Below are 23765 nucleotides of genomic sequence, written 5' to 3' on the forward strand. Positions count from 1 at the left end.
TTGCGTCGAAGTCACTCGCAAGGGGAATAAGCTGCGCTAAGCTCTGCGTGTTTGCAAACTACATAATCGCCTTTTTTAAGAGATCGTGGTCTGGCTTTCATCCTATCCGTTCTCCCGCGAACGCGGGAGAACGACGTAAACTCTGGCGCTCGGACGAGCGCCAATCCTGCTGATACGACAGCATCACCTCACACATCACCGCCCGTCAGGCTCCATTCATCGCACCGGTGGTTACAAATGCGTCATGCTGCACTGCGGCGCATTGCATTCGCCCGGCGACCGCTGCTACACCAATGATATAGTATTACATGGATGGTGGATATCGCATGCGTCTTGCCGGTTCGATGATGGTCAGTGTCCTCGCCCTGATGGCGACCCCCACGTTCGCGCAGGAGGTGCCCGCCACCCCGCCCGCCCCCGGCAATGCGACGACGCCCGCCGCGCCCGATACCGCACCGTCGACCGGCAAGGATATCGTCGTGACCGCGCGCCGCCTCGACGACGCGCGCGCGCATATCCAGCCTAGCCTGGGTGCGACCAGCTACACGATCACCAACGCGACGATCCAGGCTTTGCCCGGCGGCGACGACCAGCAGTTCAATCAGATCATCCTGCAATTGCCCGGCGTCGTGCAGGACGGCTTCGGCCAGTTCCACGTCCGCGACGATCACAACGGGCTGCAATACCGCATCAACGGCACCGTCCTGCCCGACGGGCTGGCGGTGTTCGGGCAGACGCTCAGCCCGCGGCTGATCGAGAAGTTCGCGCTGCTGACCGGCGCGCTCCCCGCACAATATGGCCTGCGCAGCGCAGGGATCATCGACATCACGACCAAGTCGGGGTTCGACAATGGCGGCAGCATCTCGATCTATGGCGGCAGCCACGGCACGATCGAGCCGAGCTTCTCGCTGGGCGGATCGACCGGCGCGACGAACTATTTCGTATCGGGCGACTTCCGCCACGATGCGCTGGGGATCGAGGGCGTCGATGGCCGATCGAACCCGATCCACGACAAGACCGACCAATATCAGGGGTTCCTGTACGTCGATCACATCCTCGACGAAGGCAATCGCGTCTCGTTCGTCGGCGGCTATTCCAATCAGACGTTCCAGATTTCCAACCCGTCGGGCCAGCATCCGGACGGCACCTTCAACGTGAACGGCGTCACCGATTTTCTCAGCGACAATCTGAACGAGCGCCAGATCGAACAGACCGGATTCGGCCAGGTCTCGCTGCTGCACGACGCCGAGCCGCTGACGATCCAGGGATCGCTGTTCGCGCGCTATTCGTCGCTCCGTTACCGGCCCGACGTGCTTGGCGAATTGCTATTCAACGGCCAGGCGCAAAATGCGTACAAGCAGGACTTTACCGTCGGTGCGCAGGCCGATGCGGTCCTGCATGTCGGCGCGGCGCATACCTTGCGCGGGGGGTTCCTCGTCACGCGGGATCGCAGCGTAAGCACGACGTCGACGAGCGTCTTCCTGCTCGACGATGGCGGCAGCCAGATCGGCCAGCCGGTCGTCATCCCCGACAACGGCCGCAAAACCGCGATGAGCTACAGCGTATATCTCCAGGACGAATGGGCTTTCGCCCCCACACTGACGCTGAACTACGGCGGTCGCTTCGATATCTTCGACGGGTACCGGGACGAGAAGCAGTTCAGCCCGCGCGCCAACCTGGTGTGGCAGCCGGACACGAAGCTGACCGCGCATGCCGGCTATGCCCGCTATTTCGTGCCGCCGCCGTTCGAACTGGTCGGCAACAGCAGCATCACACAGTTTCAGGGGACCAGCGCGCAGGCCAATTCGCTGGTCAATACGACGCCGTTCGCCGAGCGGCAGAATTATTACGATGTCGGTTTCCAGTACAAGCTCAGCCGCTATTTCACCTACGGGGTCGACGCCTATTACCGGCAATCGGTGAACCTGATCGACGAGGGCCAGTTCGGCGCGCCGATCATCTTGACGCCGTTCAACTACGCCAAGGGCCGGATCGGCGGAGTCGAGGCGAATGCCAGCTATACGCGCGGCGGCTGGCTGCTCTACGCGAATTTCGCCGCGGCCAAGGCGAAGGGCAGCGACATCGTATCGAGCCAGTTCAGCTTCTCGCCCGACGATCTGGCGTATATCGCCAACCACTATATCTACCTGGATCACGACCAGACCTATACCGGATCGGCGGGCGCGTCGTACGCCATCAAGCATGGCATGCTGGCGGACACGAAGATCGGCGGCAGCATGATCTACGGATCGGGCCTGCGCGCCGATGGGGCGGTACCGAACGGCGCGAAGCTGGACGGCTATGCGCAGTTCAACCTGACCGCGAGCCACCGCTTCGCGAAGCCCGGCCTGACGGTGCGGTTCGACGTCATCAACGTCGGCGACCATGTGTACGAGATACGCGACGGGTCGGGGATCGGCGTCGGCGCGCCCGAATTCGGGCCGCGGCGCGGGTTCTTCGTCGGGTTGAGCAAGGCGTTCGGGGCGGGGGCGAAGGATGTGGGGTGATCGTTCTCCCGCGAAAGCAGGAGCCCAGGATCACAAGCGCTGACGACCGTTACCCTGGGTTCCTGCTTTCGCAGGAAAACAGGCCTTGCTGAGATCGAATGGAGAATGCTCTAGGCATTTTCAATACCCATCCGCTCCGCCACCCCCCGCCTCGTCCCCCACCACCCGCTTCGCCGCGTCCGACATCGTCCGTGCCAGTGTCTCGAACCGCCCCCCCTCGATCCGGATCTCGTTGAACGCAGGCGGCGTCTTGCGGGTGCGTTTGGACAGGGTGCCCGCCCCGATCATCCGCACCACCCGGCCGTCGCGCTCGACCGCGACGTCGAACGGATCATGGACATGTCCCGACAGCACCGCCGCCGCCCCCGCATTCGCCAGCGCGGTCATCGCGGTATCGCCGCCGTGCGTTCGCGCGGTGCCGGTCGTCCCGCCCTCGATCAGCGGGTGGTGCGCCGCGACGAAGATCAGATTGCCCGCTGGCACGTCGGCGATAAGCGCCAATGTCGCATCGAGTGCAGACCGGCTGACCCGCCCCTTCGACCAGTCCCACCGCCACTGCGCGCGCGCGATCGTCTTGAGGGGTACGATCGTCACCCCGGGCAGATCGAGCGGCCGCTCGATCATCCGCTCGACCGCGGCATAGCGCCGATAGGGCGATAGCAATCGCCGGAACGGGTCCCAGTAATAGGGGATGTCATGATTGCCGACCTCCAACGTCACCGGCACGCCGAGCGAGGTCAGCCACTCGCCGCCCAAACGGAATTCGCGTTTGGTCGCGCGCATCGTCAGATCGCCGGTCATCACGACCGCATCGGGCCGTTCCGCCGCCACCAGCGCGGTAAACCAGGCGATCGCCGCCGGATCCTCCGCGCCGAAATGCACGTCGCTGACGTGGAACAATCGAATCAAGGCAGATCGGCCAGCATGCGCGGTTCGGGCGTCGGGCAGCGTTCTGCCAACAGTTCAGCCTCAGTCACGCCCTATTCCCTCGATGTTCCGGGCATCTAAACGACGCCTCGCCGCCGAACTGCTGCTTCGATAGGCAAATCCATTTTATGACAAATCACCCATGCGAAGCAAGCTAGCGGGTTGCATTCGGAACTTGACGAAGCGGCAAGCGCTATGCTGCAACGCACAAGTTGTTGGAGCCTTGCCGATGTCCCCGTCCCCCGCAAGCACGCTGCTGCTCGAAGCGATCGCGTTGAAGAAATGCGTCGAAGCCACATACAACCGCATGGTGGTAAAGCTCGCACCGCATATCTTGTATACGCGTCATGACGAGCTTTTCCTCGACGCAGTGACGCTCGAGCGCGATGGCCAGCCGCCGAAGGAGAAGAAGATCGGCACGTTCAAGCTGACCGGCCTTCAAGCACTTGGCTTTGCGGGCAAGCCGTTCGACCCGGAACCGATCTTCAATCCGTCGGCGGAGAAATATCGCGGCGTGACATTGTTCGCCGTCGAGGCTTAGCGGTCAGTCCGCTTGCATCACCAATCGTTGCCGCGGCAGTCAATCCGCATCGCGATCTTCAGATCCCCGCATACCAGGCATAATCGGCGACATCCTCCCAATAGCCGCCCTTGCCCAGACCGAACCCCGCCAGGCTGTCCGCCACCTCGATCCGCATGACGTATTTCGCCTGCTTGTAGCCAAGCTGCGTCTCCACCCGCAGCCGCAGGGGCGCGCCGTGCCCGACGGTCAGCCGCTGCCCGTTCATGGCCCAGGCGAGGATCGTCTGCGGGTGGAACGCGTCTATCAGATCGATGCTCTCATAATAATCGGCCATTCCGAGCGCATCGGCACAGTGGAACACGACATAGCGCGCCGCGGGAAGCAGCCCGGCATCGCGCAGCAGGCCACCGAGCGGCACGCCCGTCCACTGGCCGATCGCACTCCACCCCTCGACGCAATCATGTCGCGTGATCTGCGTTCGATGCGGCAGTTTCACGATCTGATCGAGCGTCAGCGAAGCGGGACGGCGGACCAGACCATCGACCTTCAGCGCGTAATCACGGAAATCATTCGCTGCGAGGGTAATATAATCCGGGTTTTGCGGGCTGGATGTGCCGTTCGTCCGGAACACCGGCGACATTTCGGAAGCGCTGAATTCGCGCGCGAGCGACCCGCGTGTCCCGGTCGCTTGCGCGAAGCGCCGCGTCAGCGTCTCCGTGCCGAGGAAGAACGACCGTGCCGCCGGCGTTGCCGCGATCTTGTCGCAGCCCGACACCAACAGTCCGCCACCCGCGACGCCAAGCGAGCCGATAAGGCCACGGCGGCTGATGATCCGGCTCATGCGCCTTCTCCCTTCGTCAGCGGAATGCGGAACCAGCCCGTCACGATCGATCGCATTTCGTGGATCGGCCCCGCCAGCACCACCATCGCGAGGTGCACGATCGTGAAGCCGACCAGTCCCCAGGCGCAGAGAAAATGGATCGACCGCGCCGATTGCCGCCCGCCGAAGACGGGCAGCAGCCAGCCGAAATTGGCATCGAACGCTGGTGCCATCGTGATGCCGGTCAGGATCATCAACGGCAGCATGACGAAAACCACGCTGCCATAAGCGAGCTTTTGCAGGATATTGTATTTCGTCGCCGCCTCGCCAGCCGGAAAGCGCAGCCGGGCGTGGTCCTTCACGTCGTGCCAGATGTTCGAGACGCGCAGTTCCGCCAGCGTCGGCACCACATCCCGAACGAGGTGTCGGTTTATCAATCCCGCAATCCAGTAGAACAGCGACGCGAAGACGAGCACCCAGGCGAACGACAAATGCCAGCGCCGCGCACCCGCCAGGCTATAGTCCGACGGGATCGTCGCCCAATACGGGAAAGCCCAGGTCTGCTGCCTACCGTGCCCGTCCTTCCACCGGCCCAGCAATCCGCCCGTCGGGATGTCGACCGGCCCGATCAGGAGATGCCCGCCCGCCGCGGTCGGCCCGATCTGCAACCAGGCATGATCGAAATTCGCGCCGTAACTGCCCCAATAGAGCCGCGGGTGCGCGTTGAAGATCATCAGGCCGCTCATCAACATGATGGTGAGCGTCACGACGTTAACCCAGTGCCACACGCGGGTCGTCACCCGGTGGCGATAGACCCAATGCCGGAGATGATCGTCGACTGGCGCGGTCGGCAAACGTGCGTCGGTCGAATCGATCGGAGCCATCGTTGCCATTTGATCTCCACTTCGCCACTCGGCATTCGCATTATAGGGCCAATCGACAGCGTTGCCGAGCACCGACGCGCGCGTGAGGCTAGCGCCGGCAGGAAAGATTTTCGAAGGACGAAACCAGGAACGAGCGAACATCGACCCTTTCGGACGCTGCACTTTCGGGATGAACGTCGGCAATGGGGCAGGAAAAACAGGCATGAAGACCATATCTCGATCGTCATGCGATTATTAAGAGGGTTTATGCGGTGAAAGGCATCACGACGTGATCCTTTCGCATCGCCACGCATTGGTTTGTACATCAAGGGCATCGCCCGGCGTCCGGTGTCGTCCAACGCCGTCTTAACTGGGGAATGAACGTGGCGGATATCGAGTCTCGTATCGAACACGAGCGCAAGGCGGACGGTCACGACGTGATGGGCGACGAGATCGCCCCCGGCGACCCGGACGCCCCTTTGTTGGGGCGCACCGTGTCCGAACAGACCGCGCCCCGGATCGGCGGGGATACCGCCGTCGTCGACGAGGAACGACCTCCGCGCTTCCGGCGATTGCGTTTGCCATTGCTGCTTGCAGCGCCGATCATCGTGGTCGTCGGGGCCTTGCTGTTCTACCTGCACGGCGGTCGGTACGAAGCCACCGACAATGCGTATCTGCAATCCGGCCTGGTGTCGGTCAGTCCCAACGTCGCCGGCCGGGTGACCGCGGTCGAGGTGCACGACAACCAGCACGTGACCAAAGGGCAGGTCCTGTTCCGGATCGATCCGGCTCCGTATCAGGCGGCGGTCGACGAGGCCGCTGCCCAGCTCGCGTCCGCCAAGACGCAGATCGGCGCGCTCCGCGCGAATTACGCACAAGGTGCCTCCGAAATCGCGACCGCACGCACCCGCGTCGTATTCGCCGAACGCGAGGCCGCGCGGCAGAAGCAATTGGTCGCGGACGGTATTTCAAGCCAGGCGCAATATGACCAGGCGCAGCTCACCGCGCAGACCGCGCGCCAGGCGATCCAGACGTCGAACCAGCAGAACGCCGGCGTCCAGGCGCAATTGTCGGGCAATATCGATGCACCGCTGGCGCAACAGCCCGGCGTACGTGCAGCACAGGCATCGCTCGACCGCGCGCAGCTGAACCTGGGCTACACCGTCGTGCGCGCCGCGCAGGACGGGATCGTCGCAAAGGTCGATCAGCTTCAGGTCGGCGATTACGTCATGGCCGCACGGCCCGTCTTCAGCCTGGCGGGTACGCACCTGTGGGTCGAGGCGAATTTCAAGGAAAACCAGTTGCGCTACATGCGCATCGGCCAGCCGGCGACGATCAAGATCGACGCCTTCCCCGAACTGAACCTGACCGCGAGACTGGCGAGCTTCAGCCCCGGCACGGGCAACAGCTTCTCGATCCTGCCGCCGGAAAATGCCACCGGCAATTGGGTCAAGGTCGTGCAACGGCTTCCCGTGGAATTCGAGCTCGATCGCATTCCGGCAGACGTCCCGTTGCACGCCGGATTGAGCGTCGAAGTCACGACCGATACCGGGCATGCACGCCGTTTGTTCGGCAACGACGTCCCCCCGACCACCGGACCCGCACCGATCGTCCGCCAGTGAGAGCCTTTCCGTGACCGAGCCGGCGGCAGCGCAATATCCCGATCCGGTCACGCGCCGCTTCATCACCGCGGCGGTGATGGCGGCGACCGTGATGAACTCGCTCGATTCGACGATCGCGAACGTCGCGCTGCCGCATATGCAGGGCAGCGTCGCGGCATCGGCGGATCAGATCACCTGGGTGCTGACATCCTATATCGTCGCCGCGGCGATCTGTACGCCGTTGACCGGCTGGTTCGCCGGCCGGTTCGGGCGGCGGCGGCTGATGCTATATTCGATCGTCGGCTTCACCATCGCCAGCGGCCTGTGCGGCGTCGCGACGTCGCTTGGCGAACTGGTCGGTTTCCGGCTGTTGCAAGGCGTATTCGGCGCGGCGCTGGTGCCGATGAGCCAGGCGATCCTGCTCGATATCAACCCGCCCGAAAACCATGGACCCGCCATGTCGATCTGGGCGATGGGCGCGATCCTGGGGCCGATCGTCGGCCCCGCGCTCGGTGGCTGGCTGACCGACAATTACAACTGGCGGTGGGTGTTCTTCATCAACCTGCCGATCGGCGTGCTGGCATTCGCCGGACTGTACTTTTTTCTGTCCGAAACGAGGTCCGCGGCGCGAACGAGGCTAGATCTGTTCGGTTTCGCGATGCTCAGCCTCGCCATCGCATCGTTGCAGCTGATGCTTGACCGCGGGCAGCAGCTCGACTGGTTCTCCTCGACCGAAATCATGGTCGAGACGGTCGGGGCGCTATTGTTCTTCTATCTGTTCATCGTCCACACGCTGACCGCCAAACAGCCCTTTATCGACCTGGCCTTGTTCAAGGACCGCAACTTCGTCGCCGCGGCGATCTTCGGTTTCTTCCTGGGGGTATTGTTGTTCGCGGTCCTCGCGCTGTTACCGCCGATGCTGGAGGAGTTGATGGGCTATCCGGTGGTCCTGACCGGACTGGTCACGGCCCCGCGCGGGGTGGGTACGATCATCTCGACCGTCATCGTGGGGCGCGTGATCCGCAAGGTCGATCCACGCATTCTGCTCGGGTGCGGTATTGCGTTGGCGGCGTATTCGACGCGGGAGATGAGCGGCTTTTCGCTCGGCATGGACGAAAGCCTGATCGTGACGACAGGGTTCGTTCAGGGACTGGGCACCGGGCTGATCTTCGTGCCGCTGGCGACGGTTGCGTTCGCCACGCTCGACATGCGGTTCCGCAACGAAGGCGCGGCGATGTTCACGCTGATCCGCAATATCGGCTCGGCGATCGGGATCTCGGTGCTCCAGTTCATGACGGTGCGCAACGCCGCGACGGTGCATTCGCGGCTGGTCGAAGGGCTGCGCCCCGATAGCGGCGCATTCAATGCGGCCATGCCGGATTTCGATTTCGGCGCGATCGGGTCGCTCGCGCGGCTGAATGCCGAGGTGTCGCGACAGGCCGCGATGGTGTCCTATATCGACGCCTTCTACGCGTTGTTCGTCGTCACGCTGTTCATCGCGCCTCTGATCCTGTTGATGCGCCCGCCCAAGCAGGGCGTACAGGCCCCCAACGTACATATGGACTGACGTCATGACCCGCCCGCCCCGCCCCTTCGCCGCGATGACGATCGCCGCTCTGCTCGTCGGCTGTACCGTCGGCCCCGACTTCCGGCGCCCGGCAGCGCCCGGCGATACGGGTTATCTGGCACCGGCCGAGATTCGTTACGCCACCGGCGGCCCGGTCGCAGCGACCGGCGAAGGCCCGACGCTTCGCTGGTGGACCGCTTTCGGATCGCCCGTGCTCGATGCATTGGTGGACCAGGCGATTGCGCGCAACCGGACCCTTGCCGCCAGCAACGCCACGCTCGCCGCGTCGCGCGAACAGGTCGCGGCGATCCGCGGACGGCAACTGCCGCAGATCGATGCGACCGCGCGGGTCGAGCATGAGACGGTCAACCTGTCCGCGTACGGCTTTCCAGGGACCAACCCCGAATTCAGCCTGTATTCGGTCGGCGGCGGTATCTCCTACGATGTGGACCTGTTCGGCGGCACCCGTCGCCGGGTCGAACAGGCCGCCGCGCAGGCGGAAACGCAATTGCGCCAGACCCAGGCTGCGCATCTGGCCGTCGCCGGACAGGTCGTCGATCAGGTCCTGACGATCGCCGCGATCCGCGCGCAGATCGCGACCGCCGAAGCGCTGCTGGCGGATGATCGGCGCAACGTCGAACTGACGCAGCGGCGAAAGGAGGGCGGCGAGGGCACCCTGGTCGAGGTGCTGACCGCGCAAAGCCAGTTCGAGGCCGATCGCGCCGAAATCCCGCAACTGTCGCAGCAACTGGCGGAGGCGCGTCACTTGCTGGCGACCCTCGTCGGGCTGTCGCCCGCCAATCTCGATCAGGCGGATTTCGATTTCGCACAGCTTTCGCTGCCCGTGCAAATCCCGGTCACGCTGCCGTCGTCGCTGGTCCACAAACGACCCGATATCCTGCAGGCGGAGGCGTCGTTCCACGCTGCGACCGCCGCGGTCGGCGTCGCGACCGCACAACTCTATCCCGACATCACGCTCGGCGCGACGGTAACGCAGGGCACGCCCAATATCGGCGACATCGTCAGTTCCGCCTTTCGCGGATACGACATTTTCGGCGGACTGAGCGCGCCGATCTTCCATGGCGGGACGCTCAAGGCGGAACGCCGCGCGGCGGTCGACCGCGCTACGGCAGCCGAGGCGACGTATCAGCAGACCGTCCTCGACGCATTCCGCCAGGTCGCCGATCTGCTCCAGTCGATCGACAGCGATCAGCGATCGGTCGCGAACCAGCGCGAGTCGGTACAGGTCGCCCAGCGATCGCTGGATTTGTCGCGGCGCAGCTTCCAGGTAGGCAATACCGGCATCCTGCAAATTCTCGACGCCGAACGCCTGTATCAGCGCGCTTCGGCGAATCTGGTCGATGCACAGGCGCGTCAGTTCCTGAACGTCGCGCGGCTGTACGTCGCGACCGCCGGCGGCTGGACGGGTAACGCCGTGCAACCGACCAGCGAGACGGTATCGACGGGCCATTGAGCGCGTGCATTTCCACCTGCCCTTGTCGCTGAACCCGCGCGCGTATCTGCGCCCGCGGCGGCGTGGGATCGCATCGGTGAATGCCGAAGTGCGCGACGGCATCGTTCCCGCTGCCGCTCGAGTCGCGGAAACGTCCGATCACGACGAACAGGACGCGGCGACCGCCAATTACCGCACCGTCGCGCTCATCATCGCGACGGCGATGTTCATGGAAAATCTGGATGCGACCGTTCTCGCGACCGCGTTGCCGACGATGGCGCGGGACTTCGGCGTCCGTGCGCCGGAGATGAGCGTCGCACTGACATCGTATCTGCTGGCACTCGCGGTCTTCATACCGGCGTCGGGCACGGTCGCCGACCGGTACGGCGCAAAGCGTGTGTTCCGGGCGGCGATCGGCGTGTTCATGCTCGGCTCGCTCGCCTGCGGTCTCGCCCCCACCCTGCCGCTGATGGTCGCGGCCCGGTTCGCGCAGGGGATCGGCGGAGCGATGATGATGCCCGTCGGGCGGCTCGTGCTGCTGCGATCGGTGGCGAAGCGCGACATGGTGTCGGCGATGTCCTGGCTCATCATGCCCGCGCTGGTCGGACCGATCCTCGGGCCGCCGGTCGGCGGGTTGATCGTCACCTATCTCGATTGGCGGTGGATTTTCTGGCTCAACCTCCCGATCGGGGCGGCGGGCATCCTGTTGGTCGGCCGGTTCATAGCCGACATCCGCGAAACGGCCACCCATCCGTTCGATACGACCGGTTTCGTTTTGTCGGGCCTGTCGCTCGGCGGATTGCTGGCCGGGTTCGAAATGGCGAGCCGTACCGGCGACGCTCGATTGACGATCGCGCTGATCGCGGGCGGGCTGGCGTTCGGCATCGCCTATCTGCGGCACGCACGATCCGTCACGCGTCCGATCCTCGACATGACGCTGATGCGCGTACCGACGTTTCGCCTTTCCGTGCTGGGCGGATCGCTCGCGCGGATCACTCAGGGCGCGCAACCCTTTCTGCTGCCGCTCATGATGCAGCTCGCCTTCGGCCTGTCCGCCGCGCAGAGCGGGCTGATGACGGTAGCGACGGCGATCGGATCGTTCGGAATGAAGGGGGTCGCGCGCAGGATTCTCCACCGCTACGGCTTTCGCGACAGCCTGAGCGTCATGGGACTGCTGGGCACCAGCGCGTTTGCGGTATGCGGCGTTTTCCGTCGCGAATGGCCACTGACCGCAGTATTCTCCGTCCTGGTCGTGTCGGGATTCCTGATGTCGTTCCAGTTCACGGCGTACAACACCATCGCCTATGACGAGATCGACAAGACCAGGATGAGCGCGGCGACGAGTTTCTATTCCACTTTCCAGCAATTGATGCTGTCGCTCGGCATCTGCACGGGTGCCACCGCGCTTCACGTGTCGATGGTCGCCGGCGGTCGCGCCACCCCGGGCTTCACCGATTTTTCCGCGGCGTTCTGGACCGTTACCGCGATTTCCGCCTGCGCGATCGTCGTCAATCGCGCGTTCGACCGCGATGCGGGCGCGGAGATGAGCGGACGGTGATGCGCGTGCGGCTGATCCCTCTCTTCGCGTTGCTCCTGGCCGTCGCGCCGGTACCGAAGGACGTGATCCGGGTCAGGCTCGTGACCTCCGCCGGAGCGATCGTCCTGGCACTCGATGCCCGCCATGCGCCGCTGACCACTGCAAATTTCCTTGCGTATGTCGATGATGGACGGTTCGAGGGCACCTATTTCTACCGCGCGTCCCGACGCAAGGCGCGGCCGACGCTGGGCCTGATCGAAGGCGGCGTCGGGATGGACGCGCGACGCAAGCTCGCCCCCGTCAGGCTGGAGCCGACCGACCGGACCGGGCTGCACCATCTGAACGGCACGGTATCGATGGCGCATGGCCCCGATCCCGATTCCGCGAACGGCAATTTTTCGATCATGGTCGGCGATACGCCTTCGCTCGACGCGCACGGGACCGACCGCGGGTTCGCGGCATTCGGGCACGTCGTGTCCGGGATGGACGTGGTCCGCCGAATCCTCGCACTGCCCAGCGGCGGCGGCGGGGACGTGATGCGCGGAGAGATCATCCTGAAGCCGGTGACGATCCTGCGGGCCGAGCGGCTGGACGGGACCCCGCATCCGACGGGGCATGTGAAGCCGTGGCTGCTCGGGTTGCCGGGTCGCTGAACGGTTCGCGCCGCTGCCAGGCCACGTCGTCGATCATCGCCGGCGATGCCGGACACGCCTTCGCCGAGACGCGTCTAAAGTGCCGCGAAGACTGGAGCGGGTGAAGGGATCTGCGCCCTGAATCCCGCAAGAGACGCTGCGGCGTCGGTTACTCTGCGCGGGTCAGCAGCCTGACCAGGTCCGCCTGCCGGTGCACCCCGGTCTTGTCGAAGATGCTGGCGAGGTGGCGGCGCGTGGTGTTGACGCTGACCCCGCGCGCCTCCGCCGTGTCGCGCAGGTTGCCCCCCTGCGCGAGGCTCAACGCGAGCGATCGCTCGGCGGCGGTCAGGCCGTAGCGCTCGATCAACCGATCGATCCGCTGGTCCGCCGATGGCGGGCTGATCCTGATCAGGACGGCCGGTCCGCCCGCCGCCTCGATCCCCGCATCCGAAGCGATCGGCAGCACGCTGACGTCGGCTGCCGGGCCGCCATCGATATCCACGAGCGGAAAGCAGCTCGCCTGCCGGCATTCCGCGTCCGTCGCTCGCGCCAACGCCGTATCGATCTGTCCGGCCCCGTGCCGTGCGGTCAGCGACAGCCGCCCAGCCGTGCCCCGGACGATCGCGCCGCTCGCGAGCAGGCGCTCGCCCGCGTCGTTCGCATGTACCACGCGCCCGGCATCGTCGAGCAGCATGAGCGGATCGCTCGCCGCATCCATCGCCGCGACCGCGCCATTCGCGAACTGCCGGACCTGCGCGAACCGCCGACTCAGCGTCGCAGCGCGGATCAGGTGCCCGTGCAGCGGCGCGATCGCCGCCATCGCCTCCTCGTCGAACCGGCCGTGCGCCTTTCCGCGCCCGACGCTGATCGTGGTCAGCACGCGACCTTCCAGTGCCAGCCGGACGTAGAGGCCATGATTGGCTTCGATGGGACAAAGGAAATCGTTGTAATATTCGGTCGCTTCCACGTCCTCGCGCGACATCCAGTCTTCGTCGCGCAGCATGATCGGCCGCCAGCCCGCGGCGTAGCCGGTGGGGTCGGCGACGTTGTGCAGCGGATTGATCGCGGCATAATAGGACTGGAAGAGGGTCCAGGCATTCTCGTCGTTGTAGCGCGACAGAAAGACGTCGCCTTGCCCCGTAACGATATCGGAGCGGAGCAGGATGGCCTGCGTACCGCCGGTCCGATCGACGATGTCGGACAATATCCCCATCCAGGCGGACGGCTCCAGCACCGCGTCGTAGATGCGATCGATCGCGCCGATCAGTCGAGGGCACTCCGCGAGCATATTCAGTAACCTACGTTGGTCGTCCTTGATCGGCAAGCCGTCGCGGAGACACCCGACGGTCCGCAACGGACGATCGCTCCGCCGGCACCTGAATGAAATATCCGCCGGTATCTTATCCGTTTGGATCATGCGCGCCGGGCGCAAACGCGGCAATACCGTCCGATAGGGTGAAGTGCGGGGATGAGCATAATGACGGTGGCGCGGCGGCGATGGCCGGCGGGGGCGGCGCACGACCATCCCGATACAGGGGCAGCGCGCGGGGTGCGCGCCATCGCGGCCTGCTGTGCCGCCCGCCCGGTGCCGGCGCAGACGGCGACCTCTGGCGACGCGACCTGGTCGCCGGTGCCGGCAGCGGCCGCAGCGATTAACGTATCGGCTTCGAAACACGGCAAGGTTTGGCGCTCATCGATGAGTGGATCGCAACGGTGAAAGTTCAGAATACCATCATAAGTATGGTCCGCCGGCCGCAACTGAGATCAGGAGCGGACGGAGACTTTGTCGGTGCGGAGATCGAAAACGCTCAAGAGCCGCGACTTGCTCTTGCTGCCGGTGCTGCTTTTCACGAGGGCAAGCGATCTCCATCGGCTGCCGGGGCCTTACTTCATACTCGGACCTTACTCGCGGTTCTGATAACCGCTGGATCGGCAGCAACCGCGCAGGCGCAAATCGCCTCTGCGCCACCAGGGGCCGTTCAGCCGGCACCTCCCGTCGATCTCGCGCGACCCTCCGCCCCAATCCGGCAGCCTGGCTCGCCGTTCGTGATCCGGGAGACACCAGCGGCAGAAGCGCCGCCCGAAGCACGCTCGATCGCCGTGACGGTAGCATCGATCGAGCTGGAGGGGGTGACGGCCTATTCGCCCGAAGACCTGCGCCCGCTGTTTGCGGGACTGGTCGGTCGCCGGGTTGCTGTCGCCGAACTGTATGAAGCCGCGCGGCGCATCGAGACCAAATATCGGCGCGACGGCTATGTGCTCGTCCGGGTGGTCGTTCCCGAACAGCAGGTCGCCGACGGACGCTTCGTCCTGCGCGTGGTCGAAGGCTATGTAGGCGCGGTAGAGATCCAAGGCGATCCGGGGTCGAGTGCCGGGCTGATCGGCCGTTACCTGAACCATGTCATGGTGCCGCGTCCGGTCAAGGCGCGTGACATCGAGCGTTGGCTGCTGCTCGTCAACGATCTGCCCGGCATCGCGGCCGAAGCCGTGCTAACGCCTGATCCAGGTCGCTTGGGCGCGGCAACGCTCGTCGTGACGATCGGGCACAAGTCCGTGGATGGCTATGCGACCATCGACAATCATGGGTCGGTTTTCACTGGGCCGGTCAACGGCGCGCTCGACGCCCGGCTAAACGGCGTTGGCGGATTCGGCGGTCAGGTCGAGGCGCTAGGATTCTCGACCTTCAACCAGGAGCAGAATTTCGGCGAGCTGTCCTTCGCCGGCCGGGTCGGCAGCCGGGGCGCTCGTCTGCGGGCCTATGCGGCCTATGGTCCGTCGGTGCCGGGGGCCAGTCTCCGGCCGCTCGACATCTTCTCGCGCTCTACCCTGTTCGGCGTCGGCGGCGATTACCCGCTGATCCGCTCGCGCCGGCTCAACGTAACGGTCAACGGCGCGTTCGAATTGACCAACGACCGCGTCGACATCCTCGGCGAACCCCAGAGCCGCGACCGCCAGCGGATCGTCCGCCTCGGTGCTCTGGCGACGCTGGTCGACGCCACTGGCTCCACGAGCGCGGGCCTGACGCTCCACAAGGGGCTCGACGTGCTCGACGCCTCGCACGACGGAGATGCCGTGCCGCAATCGCGGCCGGGCGGCACCTCGTCGTTCTTCAAGGCGACTGCCACCCTCTCGCGCTTGCAGACGCTGTACCAGGGCGAGGGGAGCAACGTCGCCCTGCTGTCATCGGTCGCCGCTCAGCTTACACCCGACCGGCTGCTGTCGCTCGAGCAGTTTCGGGTCGGTGGCGACACATTCGGGCGTGGCTACATCCCCGGCCAGATCAGTGGTGACAATGGCCTTGGCACCAGCGCCGAGTTGCAGTTCACCGGCTCGACCCGGCTTCACTGGCTGCCCCGCTACCAGGTCTATGCATTCGTCGATTACGCACTCGTGGGCGGACACGACGTGCACAGCCAGGATCTCGCGTCAGCCGGGGTCGGCCTGCGCCTCGACCTGACACAACGGTTCTCGGCGGACTTCACACTCGCCGATCCCTTCTCCCAAGGCCGCACCGAAGCATCTGGCCGCAGCCGCGCGGTGCACGGCTTCTTCCGTCTCACCGCCAGATATTGAGGATCTCGCAGATGGTCTCGATCAAGCGCCGGCTGCTCGCCTGCTCCGCCCTGACCGCCCTCGCGCTGGCGTCGGCGCCGGCATCGGCCGGGCCGATCGGCGCAGCGGTGGTCGGCGGTCAGGCGACCGTGTCCGGCCAAGGCACCACCAGCACCGTCGTGCAGCAGACGAGCCAGCGTGCCATCGTCAACTGGACCGGCTTCAGCATCGCGCAAGGGGAAAGCGTTCGCTTCGACCAGCCGAACGCGCAAGCGGTGACGCTCAACCGCGTGACCGGACCGCAGGTGTCACAGATCGACGGCGCGTTGACCGCCAACGGCAATGTCTTCCTCATCAACCCGCACGGCGTCGTTTTCAGCAAGACGGCGGAGGTCAATGTCGGCGGCCTCGTCGCGACCACCGCCGACATCGCCGACGCTGACTTCATGGCGGGTCGATATGGCTTCACCGCCGCCACCGCCGACAAGGATGCGGTGATTGTCAACGGCGGCCGCATCACGGTCGCCGATATGGGCCTTGCTGCGCTCGTCGCCCCCGGCGTCGTCAACCGCGGCGTCATCACCGCTCGCTTGGGGCGCGTCGTGCTGGGTGGCCACGAGACCTTCACGCTCGACCTCGCCGGCGACGGGCTGGTGAGCTTCGACACCGGCACCGCGACCGGACGCGCCGGATCGGTGGCGAATGCCGGCACGATCGCAGCCGAAGGTGGCCGGGTGCTGCTCGACGCGGCCGCGGCGGCCGAAGCGGTGCACGGCGTCATCGATATGTCGGGCGTGATCGAGGCACGCTCGGTCGGCGAGGCGAACGGGATCATTACCCTCGGCTCGGGGAGCGGCGGCACGACCAGCGTCAGCGGCACACTCGACGCATCGGCGGCGAGCGGCGTGGGCGGCGCGGTGACGGTCACCGGCGGCACGGTCATGCTCGCCTCCAGCGCCAGGATCGACGTGTCCGGCGCGACGGGCGGCGGCAGCGCGATGGTCGGCGGCGACTTTCATGGCGCTGGTCCCGATCTGAACGCCACGACGCTGGCGGTTGCGCCCGGTGCCACCATTGCCGCCGACGCGACCGTGAGCGGCCGAGGGGGTCAGGTGGCGCTGTGGTCGAACGGGCTCATCACGTTCGATGGCACGATCAGCGCTCTCGGCGCGGGAGGTTATGCCGGTGGGCAGGTCGAGACCTCCGGGCACACCTTGCAGATTACGACCGGCCGGGTCATCAGCGGTAGCGGCGGCACCTGGCTGCTCGACCCCACCGACATCACCATCGCCGACGCCGATAGCAACGGCACCTTCGGCACGACGACGAAGCCCAACGGCTTCACCCCCACCGCCGGCGCGAACAGCGCCACCGTCAGCGCTTCCGAGATCGTCAACGCGCTCGACACGGGCACCAGCGTCACCATCCAGACGAGCGGGTTCGCGGGCGCGCAGGGCACCGCTGCGGGCGACATCACCGTCGCCTCGGCGATCGCGGTGAAGCCCTCCGCGAACGCCACGGGGTTCGGTACCCTCAGCCTGCTCGCCGACCACGACGTGGTGATCAATCAAGCCATCGGTGGCACTGGCTTCGCGCTGACGATCAACGCGGGCCACGACATCACCGTCAACCAGGCGCTCGGTCAGGGCGGCTTCGTGCCCCTGACCCTGCAGGCGGCGAACGGCACGATCTCCGTCAACGCGCCGATCCTGACGAGCGATCCGATGACGGCGACCGCGAAGAGCTTCGTGGTGACCACCGGCGGCTCGATCGCGCTCGACGCGCTCGGTCCCACCGTGGCGCAGCCGCTCACGATCAGCGCGGACAGCATCTCGCTCCAGGGCGCCAACCCGATCAGCGGCGTCTTTCCGCTCGTCATCCAGCCGCTCACCAGCGGCAATTCGGTGACGCTGGGCGGCTCGGGAGGCACCGGGCTGGTGCTGGACAATTCGGCCTTGGCGGTCCTCGCCAACGTGCTCAACGCCGGCGAGAACGTCGCCGTGCGAACAAGCGGTGCCGGCGACATCACCGTGGCGAGCGCCATCCCGATCCCTTACACCGGCAATCCCGCCTCGGACGGGACGGACCTGACGCCCCCGAAGGGACCCACGCTGACGCTCTCGGCCGGCGGCAACATTGCGATCAACGCGATGATCGGCGAGACGGTAGATCCCGCGTCCACCCCCAAGGCTGGCGTCGCCGTACTGACCGCGCAGGCGCCGAACGGAACGATCACGCTGAACGCACCGATCGTGCTCGCCGACAACGTGTTGCTGACCGGCAAGACCATCGCCGAGACCGCCGCCGGCTCGATCAATGTCAACCCCAATGTCGGCCCGAACGCCAACATCGACCCCGCCACCAATGGGATCATTCCCACCCAAGTGAACCTCATCTCCCTCACCGCGGACAACCTATCGCTGCAGGGCGCGTCCCAGTCGATCGCCGGCGCGCGCACGCTGACGATCCAGCCGCTCACCCCCGGCGCGGCGGTCACTTTGGGTGCGACCGGCGGCGGGCTGTCGATCGACCAGAATGCGATCAACACCTTCAACAAGGGTGGCATCGCCGCCGTGACCTCCAACGAGGACGTCGAGTTCGTCTCGACCGGCGCGCTCACCGTGGCGGGTGCGGTGACGTTGCCGGCAAACGCAACCCTGCGAGGCGACACGGTGGCGATCGAGGCACCGGTCGGCACCGATCCGGGCACCTACAGCCTAAACGGTCTGGGCATCAAAGGCAGCACGTCGGTCACGCTGGACTCGTCGATCAACGCCGCTGTCCAGCTAGTGTTCTACACGCCCAGCCTTACACAGACCGCGAACGGCAAGATCGACCTTCAGTCGGTCGGCAACGTTACGCTTAACGTCGACAAGCTGTCGCTTAACGGCCCGAGCGGTTCGATCGCCGATACCAACGGTGCCCTGATCCAGACGCTGACCGACGGCACGACCTACACCGTCGGCGGCGACGGTTCGGCACCGGGCCTCGATATCACCCAGGCGTCGCTGACCGCGCTCAATCAGGCCGGCAGATTCGGCGGCGGCGTCACGATCGGGCTGTTCGACACCGACATGACGGTAACGGGGCCGGTCACGCTGCCCGAAAGCACGTCGCTGCGCGCCCGGAACCTGACCTTCGCCAATGGCAGCACCGTCGGAGCGACCGATCCCTATGGCGTATTCAGCTTCGCGGCGAGCCGGACGCTGACCCAGGGGACGGGCGTCACCCTTACCGGCCGCGGGATCACCCTGCAGGCCGACACGCTGGCGCTGAACGGTGCCGCCGGCTCGATCGGTGCCGCCGGTGCCAGCATCACGCTGCAGACCTTCGACGCCGTCGACATCGGCCTGGGCACCGGCACCGGCCAGTTCGCGATCACGCAGGATGTGATCGGCAAGCTGAACGCGCCGAGCCAGCTGTCGATCACCGGCGGCGGCGGCACGATGACGCTGGGCGGCACGCTGACGATGCCGGCGTCCACCCTCAACCTGTCGCTCACCGCCAACGCGTTCGTACAGAATGCCGATGGCCGGCTGGTGATCGCGCCACCCAAGTCCGTCTACGTCTACGGCACCGGCCCCGGCGCGGGCCAGCAGTTCCAATACGCCAACCTCTTCATCACCGCCGCCAACTTCACCCTGGCAGGCGCGCCCGGCTCGATCGCGCCCCCCGCAGGCACTACCGCCGATAGTGTGCAACTCACGGTCGCCGCGCCCGCGGACGGCTCCGCCATCCGAACGGTCGCGTTCGGCGATGCGGATGGCGGCATCAAGCTGACGCAGGCGGCACTCAACGTCTTCGCCGGCTTCACAGGTGACCTCCAGGATCTGCCGACGACGTTCGGCGCGAGCGAGGGCATCCCCGCCTTTCAACTCGTCACGCCCGGCGACGTGACGCTCGGCACGGTGACGCTGCCGACCAATGAGGCGATCTCGGCGGTCAACATAACGGTCGCGCCGAATGCCGCGGTGACGATGCACAATTATTTCGAGACCGCCGAGCGCAAGTACGGCGACACACTTGGCTATTTCAATCTCATCTCCACCGGCACCCTCACGCAAGGTGCCGGCTCGACGATCACCAGCACCTATCCGCACAGCGACGGCAGCGACAACGGCGCGATCATCATCGGCCTCTATAATTTCGTTTCCCATGCCGCTGCCGGATCGATCCACGCCAAGACGATCGCCCTCGACGGTGTCGGCTACAACGAGTCGATCTATCTCGGCACCGCACCGATTCCCTATCTGTCGAACCAGGTCGACATCACGCAGCAGGCGATCAATGTCTTCAAGGCCGACAGCCTGTTCGATTTCAACACCGGTGCCGACATCAACATCGGCGGTAGTTTTACCATCCCGCAATACATCAACCTGATGCCGAGCGGCATCATCCGCCTGACGCCTGATGCGGCCGTTACCTTCGGTCAGGGTGCCGGACTCTATGCTGGCGTGTATCAGCCGAACGGGGCGACGATCAGCGGCGGCTCCCTCGATCTCTATGCGCCACCGACGCTGCTGGGCGCGCCCGGTTCGATCACCAACAGCTCCGTCCAGTTCCACCCCGTTCTGGATGTTAAGCAGAATGCGCAGGCGATCGGCCTCGGCAATTCTACCGACCCGTATCGCATTTCCAATGCGGAGCTGGCGACGTTCGGGCCCAACACCAGCGTGGTGATCGGCGGCTCCGTCGCGTCCGGCGTAGCGGGCTTCGTGTATGGGGCCACGCCCAATATCGATCTGGTCGGCCAGGTCGACCTGCCCGCCAACACCGACATCCAGGGCCAGGCGGTTACGCTGCAAGGCACGATCAACGCGAAGGGGATGGAATCGATCGAGGGCGCGACGATCAGCCTGATGCCCAGCACGCGGCTGACGCTGACCGGCAGCACCGATCGGACCGATCCCAATTATTTATCGTTTACGGGGCAAATCGCTCAATCGCCGGGCGCGACGATCGCGATCACCGGCTCAGAATATTTGAACTTCTCCGACTCTTCCGGGCAAACGATCGCGCTGAATGGCGGCCCGGGCTCGATCAACGCCACCGGCGGCGCGAACGACTATGCCTCGGTCGGCATCTACGCCAACAGCAACGCCTTCAGCATCGGCAACGGTGCGGTGCCGACGGGCGCGACGCCGCTCGATTTGGCGACCTTCTCTGGCCGGATCGCCGAGCTCGACGTCCAGGCGCACAACCTTACCTTCTCCGGGGCGAGCACGATCAACTACGCCGGCAGCTATCTGACGTCGACCTATGTCACGCTGAACAACGCTACGGATACTCTCGTCTTCTCGCCCGGATCGGTCACGCTAGCGAGCGGAGCGGCGGTCACCGTCAACTTGTCGAGCCACGCGGTCGTCGATTCCGACACGGCCCGGACCAGCACGCCGGTCGGCGTGACGATCGGCTCGTTCGACACCAACAACACGCTGACCCAGCAGGCCGGTGCCACCATCCAGGTGCAGAAAGGCGATCTGACGCTTGCGGCGACGACGTTCGCCTTGCAGGGCGCGGCCGGCTCGATTGCCGGCGGCGCGCAATCGGGAACGCTGACGCTCGAGGCACGCGCCTCTTCCCCCGCGAGCTCCTATGCGTCGACAGCCGCCTCGCTGGGGCTCGGCACCGGCACCGGCACCACGCAGCTGACCCAGTCGGCGCTGAACACGATCGCGGGATTTCAGGGCGTCGCCGAAGCGCCGGACACCTACACGCTGACCACGAATGCTGCCGATCACCCGCCGCTCGCCATCATGGCGGACAGCAACTACAACGGGCCGGGCGTCATCAACGTCGGCGGCACCGTGGTGTTGCCGCTTGCCACCGCGCTGAACGCCGCTGGGATCACCTTCACCGCCGATTCCAGCGTCTCGTCCGCGCCTGCGGTCTCCACCTTTACAGGCCAAAGCCTGCTGGTTCAGGGAACCTCGGTCCAGCAAGCGGCGGGAAGCATGATCGCCGTGCCTTCGCTGCGCGTCCAGCATCAGACGCTCTATCCCGATTATGCCGCACAGACCGGCGCGCTCAAACCGGCGATCACGCTAAACGGCACGATCAACGCGACATCGGTGGAGGTCCGACCCGATCAGACGCTGTACGTCGTCGATCCGGCCACCGGTAACGTGACGGGCACCACCGAAAGCGACGCCGATGCGGCCGCAGCGAGCATCAATGCCGGCAGCGTGACGATCAACGGCACCGCCGGTAGCGCCGAGCTGAACGGCACGGTCAATGGCATCGTCGGCGGTCCGGCGGCGCAGTTCGTCCAGGTGCCGAACGGCGTGCGCCCTGCGTACCTGTTCAACGGCTGCGAGGCGGGAACGCTGTGTGCGACCGCCACCCCGACGCCCACGCCGGTGCCAACGCCCACCCCCACGCCGACACCAGTGCCGACACCCACCCCGGTTCCAACGCCGACGCCGACGCCGGTCCCCACCCCGACACCCACGCCGGTGCCAACGCCTACGCCGGTTCCCACTCCCGTCCCCACGCCCACCCCGGTTCCAACTCCTACTCCCACTCCTACGCCGGTTCCCACCCCGACGCCCACGCCGGTGCCGACGCCCACACCAGTTCCAACGCCCGTTCCGACACCCACCCCGGTTCCAACGCCGACCCCGGTCCCCACTCCGACGCCCACGCCGGTTCCGACGCCCACGCCGGTTCCAACGCCCGTCCCGACACCGACGCCGGTGCCAACCCCTGTTCCGACGCCAGTGCCGACGCCGACGCCGACGCCCGCGCCGAGCCAAACCGTCGACGTGTCGACGCAGCTCGGCGCGATCTCGAGCCGTGACCCGGCAACTTCGGCGACATCCAACGACACCACAGCGGACGGCACCCTCGACTCCTCGACGTGCCCGCCCGAGCAGGCGGCGTGCAAACCATCGAAGGCGGCGGGCGACGCTGCCCCGTCGCCGCACCGATAGGACCGGCCCGTTCGATGGTCGCCGACGCATCCTCGCCGGAGCTCACCTGCTATCTTCACGAGGGCTGGGCACCGCGCATTCGTCCCGCCGCGCCGCAGCGGGAATGGATGGAAGCGACGCCGGAGCGCTTCGCCTATCGGTGTTTGCCGCTCGCGATCGCCAACGCGCATGGCTGGGAGATCGGCAGCCCGTGCGGTTTCGCTGCGCGCTGGAACGGCGGCATGGGCGTGGACGCGGTCGAGATCGTCGTCGATCCCGGCACACCGGCGCATCGCCATCCCGTGTCGCTGTTCGGCCAGGGAACGCTCACGCTCCATGTCGAAGGACTGATCCGCACCTCGCCCGGTTGGAACATCTGGGTATCGGGACCACCCAATGCGGCCAAGGACGGCATCGCGCCGCTGTCGGGCGTGATCGAGACCGACTGGTCGCCTTACAGCTTCACGATGAACTGGCGTTTCACTCGTCCGGACCATTGGGTCCGCTGGGACGAGGATGAGACGTTCTGCTTCTTTTTCCCAATCGAGCGGGGAACCGTTGACAGGGTTCGACCGGCCTTCCGCACCTTCGCCGAAGCCCCGGAATTGGCGGCAGCCTTCAAGCAGTGGAGTGCCTCGCGCGACGCTTTTCACGAACAAATTCGCCACGCCCAGCCGACTGCGCCATCCGACAAATGGCAGAAACTCTATTATCGCGGGGTAGCACCTGACGGCTCGCCAGGTCCGGACGACCATCAATCCAAGATGCGCGCTTGTCCGTTCGTCTCAAGCGAGACGTCTCGTCCAACGACACCGAACACCGGGTCAACGCCGGTGTAACGATCGCCTTCTGACGACTTTCAGAACAACCGG

General features: G+C 65.7%; 14 protein-coding genes. 10 read left to right on the top strand and 4 right to left on the bottom strand.

The genetic code is table 11. The features are described from left to right. Positions 1–326 precede the first annotated feature (326 nt). Positions 327–2507: a TonB-dependent receptor gene (locus tag HUU99_RS13760; protein ID WP_254603216.1), complete on the top strand. Its 2181-nt coding sequence runs from the start codon at positions 327–329 to the stop codon at positions 2505–2507. A 120-nt stretch (positions 2508–2627) separates the two neighbouring features. Here HUU99_RS13760 and HUU99_RS13765 read toward each other — a convergent pair whose 3' ends face one another. Beyond that, the gene (locus HUU99_RS13765; protein ID WP_174287153.1) at positions 2628–3416 is read right to left on the bottom strand and encodes a metallophosphoesterase family protein; all 789 of its coding nucleotides are present in this window, start codon (positions 3414–3416) and stop codon (positions 2628–2630) included. A gap of 247 nt (positions 3417–3663) precedes the next feature. Here HUU99_RS13765 and HUU99_RS13770 point away from each other — a divergent pair, with 247 nt between their 5' ends. Continuing rightward, positions 3664–3975: a hypothetical protein gene (locus tag HUU99_RS13770; RefSeq protein WP_174287154.1), complete on the top strand. Its 312-nt coding sequence runs from the start codon at positions 3664–3666 to the stop codon at positions 3973–3975. Between the two features lie 58 nt (positions 3976–4033). Here HUU99_RS13770 and HUU99_RS13775 read toward each other — a convergent pair whose 3' ends face one another. Together HUU99_RS13775 and HUU99_RS13780 are read right to left on the bottom strand one after the other, a co-directional pair. Further along, positions 4034–4798 carry a molybdopterin-binding protein gene (locus HUU99_RS13775; RefSeq protein ID WP_174287155.1) on the bottom strand — a complete coding sequence of 255 codons (765 nt, stop codon included), beginning with the start codon at positions 4796–4798 and terminating at the stop codon, positions 4034–4036. After that, entirely contained in the window at positions 4795–5670 is an 876-nt protein-coding gene (locus tag HUU99_RS13780) for a cytochrome b/b6 domain-containing protein (RefSeq protein ID WP_254603218.1), read from the bottom strand. The genes HUU99_RS13775 and HUU99_RS13780 overlap by 4 nt, the downstream gene beginning before the upstream one ends. A 410-nt stretch (positions 5671–6080) precedes the next feature. Between HUU99_RS13780 and HUU99_RS13785 the strand changes: the two genes are divergently transcribed. The 5 genes from HUU99_RS13785 to HUU99_RS13805 are packed head-to-tail and all read left to right on the top strand — an operon-like array spanning position 6081 to position 12451. Further along, complete coding sequence (locus tag HUU99_RS13785; RefSeq protein WP_174287171.1) at positions 6081–7262, top strand: HlyD family secretion protein; 1182 nt, start codon at positions 6081–6083, stop codon at positions 7260–7262. Positions 7263–7272: 10 nt separating this feature from the next. Beyond that, positions 7273–8808: a DHA2 family efflux MFS transporter permease subunit gene (locus HUU99_RS13790; protein ID WP_254603222.1), complete on the top strand. Its 1536-nt coding sequence runs from the start codon at positions 7273–7275 to the stop codon at positions 8806–8808. 4 nt (positions 8809–8812) lie between these two features. Then, positions 8813–10282, top strand: coding sequence for an efflux transporter outer membrane subunit (locus HUU99_RS13795; RefSeq protein ID WP_254603224.1), 1470 nt, complete (start codon positions 8813–8815; stop codon positions 10280–10282). 46 nt (positions 10283–10328) lie between these two features. Further along, complete coding sequence (locus tag HUU99_RS13800; protein WP_174287173.1) at positions 10329–11819, top strand: MDR family MFS transporter; 1491 nt, start codon at positions 10329–10331, stop codon at positions 11817–11819. After that, positions 11819–12451 (top strand): peptidylprolyl isomerase, encoded by a 633-nt coding sequence (locus HUU99_RS13805; protein WP_174287157.1) that lies wholly within the window; start codon positions 11819–11821, stop codon positions 12449–12451. Before HUU99_RS13800 ends, HUU99_RS13805 begins: the two co-directional genes overlap by 1 nt. Positions 12452–12599: 148 nt before the next feature. Here the strand turns inward: HUU99_RS13805 and HUU99_RS13810 are convergent, their stop codons facing one another. Beyond that, a complete protein-coding gene (locus HUU99_RS13810) occupies positions 12600–13718 on the bottom strand; it encodes a helix-turn-helix transcriptional regulator (protein WP_174287158.1) in 1119 nt (372 codons plus the stop codon). A 395-nt stretch (positions 13719–14113) separates the two neighbouring features. Between HUU99_RS13810 and HUU99_RS13815 the strand changes: the two genes are divergently transcribed. The 3 genes from HUU99_RS13815 to HUU99_RS13825 are packed head-to-tail and all read left to right on the top strand — an operon-like array spanning position 14114 to position 23732. Then, positions 14114–16003, top strand: coding sequence for a ShlB/FhaC/HecB family hemolysin secretion/activation protein (locus tag HUU99_RS13815; RefSeq protein ID WP_174287159.1), 1890 nt, complete (start codon positions 14114–14116; stop codon positions 16001–16003). Between the two features lie 11 nt (positions 16004–16014). Beyond that, positions 16015–22914 (top strand): two-partner secretion domain-containing protein, encoded by a 6900-nt coding sequence (locus HUU99_RS13820; RefSeq protein WP_174287160.1) that lies wholly within the window; start codon positions 16015–16017, stop codon positions 22912–22914. A gap of 14 nt (positions 22915–22928) precedes the next feature. Further along, on the top strand, positions 22929–23732 hold the full coding sequence (locus HUU99_RS13825; RefSeq protein ID WP_174287161.1) for a DUF6065 family protein: 804 nt from the start codon (positions 22929–22931) through the stop codon (positions 23730–23732). Positions 23733–23765: the final 33 nt, after the last annotated feature.

The sequence above is a fragment of the Sphingomonas bacterium genome (assembly GCF_903642285.1).
Taxonomy (GTDB): domain Bacteria; phylum Pseudomonadota; class Alphaproteobacteria; order Sphingomonadales; family Sphingomonadaceae; genus Sphingomonas.

Coding starts and splice junctions, on each gene's coding strand:
- HUU99_RS13760 (WP_254603216.1), top strand. CDS start 327: ATGCGTCTTGCCGGTTCGATGATGGTCAGTGTCCTCGCCCTGATGGCG.
- HUU99_RS13770 (WP_174287154.1), top strand. CDS start 3,664: ATGTCCCCGTCCCCCGCAAGCACGCTGCTGCTCGAAGCGATCGCGTTG.
- HUU99_RS13795 (WP_254603224.1), top strand. CDS start 8,813: ATGACCCGCCCGCCCCGCCCCTTCGCCGCGATGACGATCGCCGCTCTG.
- HUU99_RS13780 (WP_254603218.1), bottom strand. CDS start 5,670: ATGGCAACGATGGCTCCGATCGATTCGACCGACGCACGTTTGCCGACC.
- HUU99_RS13825 (WP_174287161.1), top strand. CDS start 22,929: ATGGTCGCCGACGCATCCTCGCCGGAGCTCACCTGCTATCTTCACGAG.
- HUU99_RS13810 (WP_174287158.1), bottom strand. CDS start 13,718: ATGCTCGCGGAGTGCCCTCGACTGATCGGCGCGATCGATCGCATCTAC.
- HUU99_RS13820 (WP_174287160.1), top strand. CDS start 16,015: ATGGTCTCGATCAAGCGCCGGCTGCTCGCCTGCTCCGCCCTGACCGCC.
- HUU99_RS13775 (WP_174287155.1), bottom strand. CDS start 4,798: ATGAGCCGGATCATCAGCCGCCGTGGCCTTATCGGCTCGCTTGGCGTC.
- HUU99_RS13785 (WP_174287171.1), top strand. CDS start 6,081: ATGGGCGACGAGATCGCCCCCGGCGACCCGGACGCCCCTTTGTTGGGG.
- HUU99_RS13805 (WP_174287157.1), top strand. CDS start 11,819: ATGCGCGTGCGGCTGATCCCTCTCTTCGCGTTGCTCCTGGCCGTCGCG.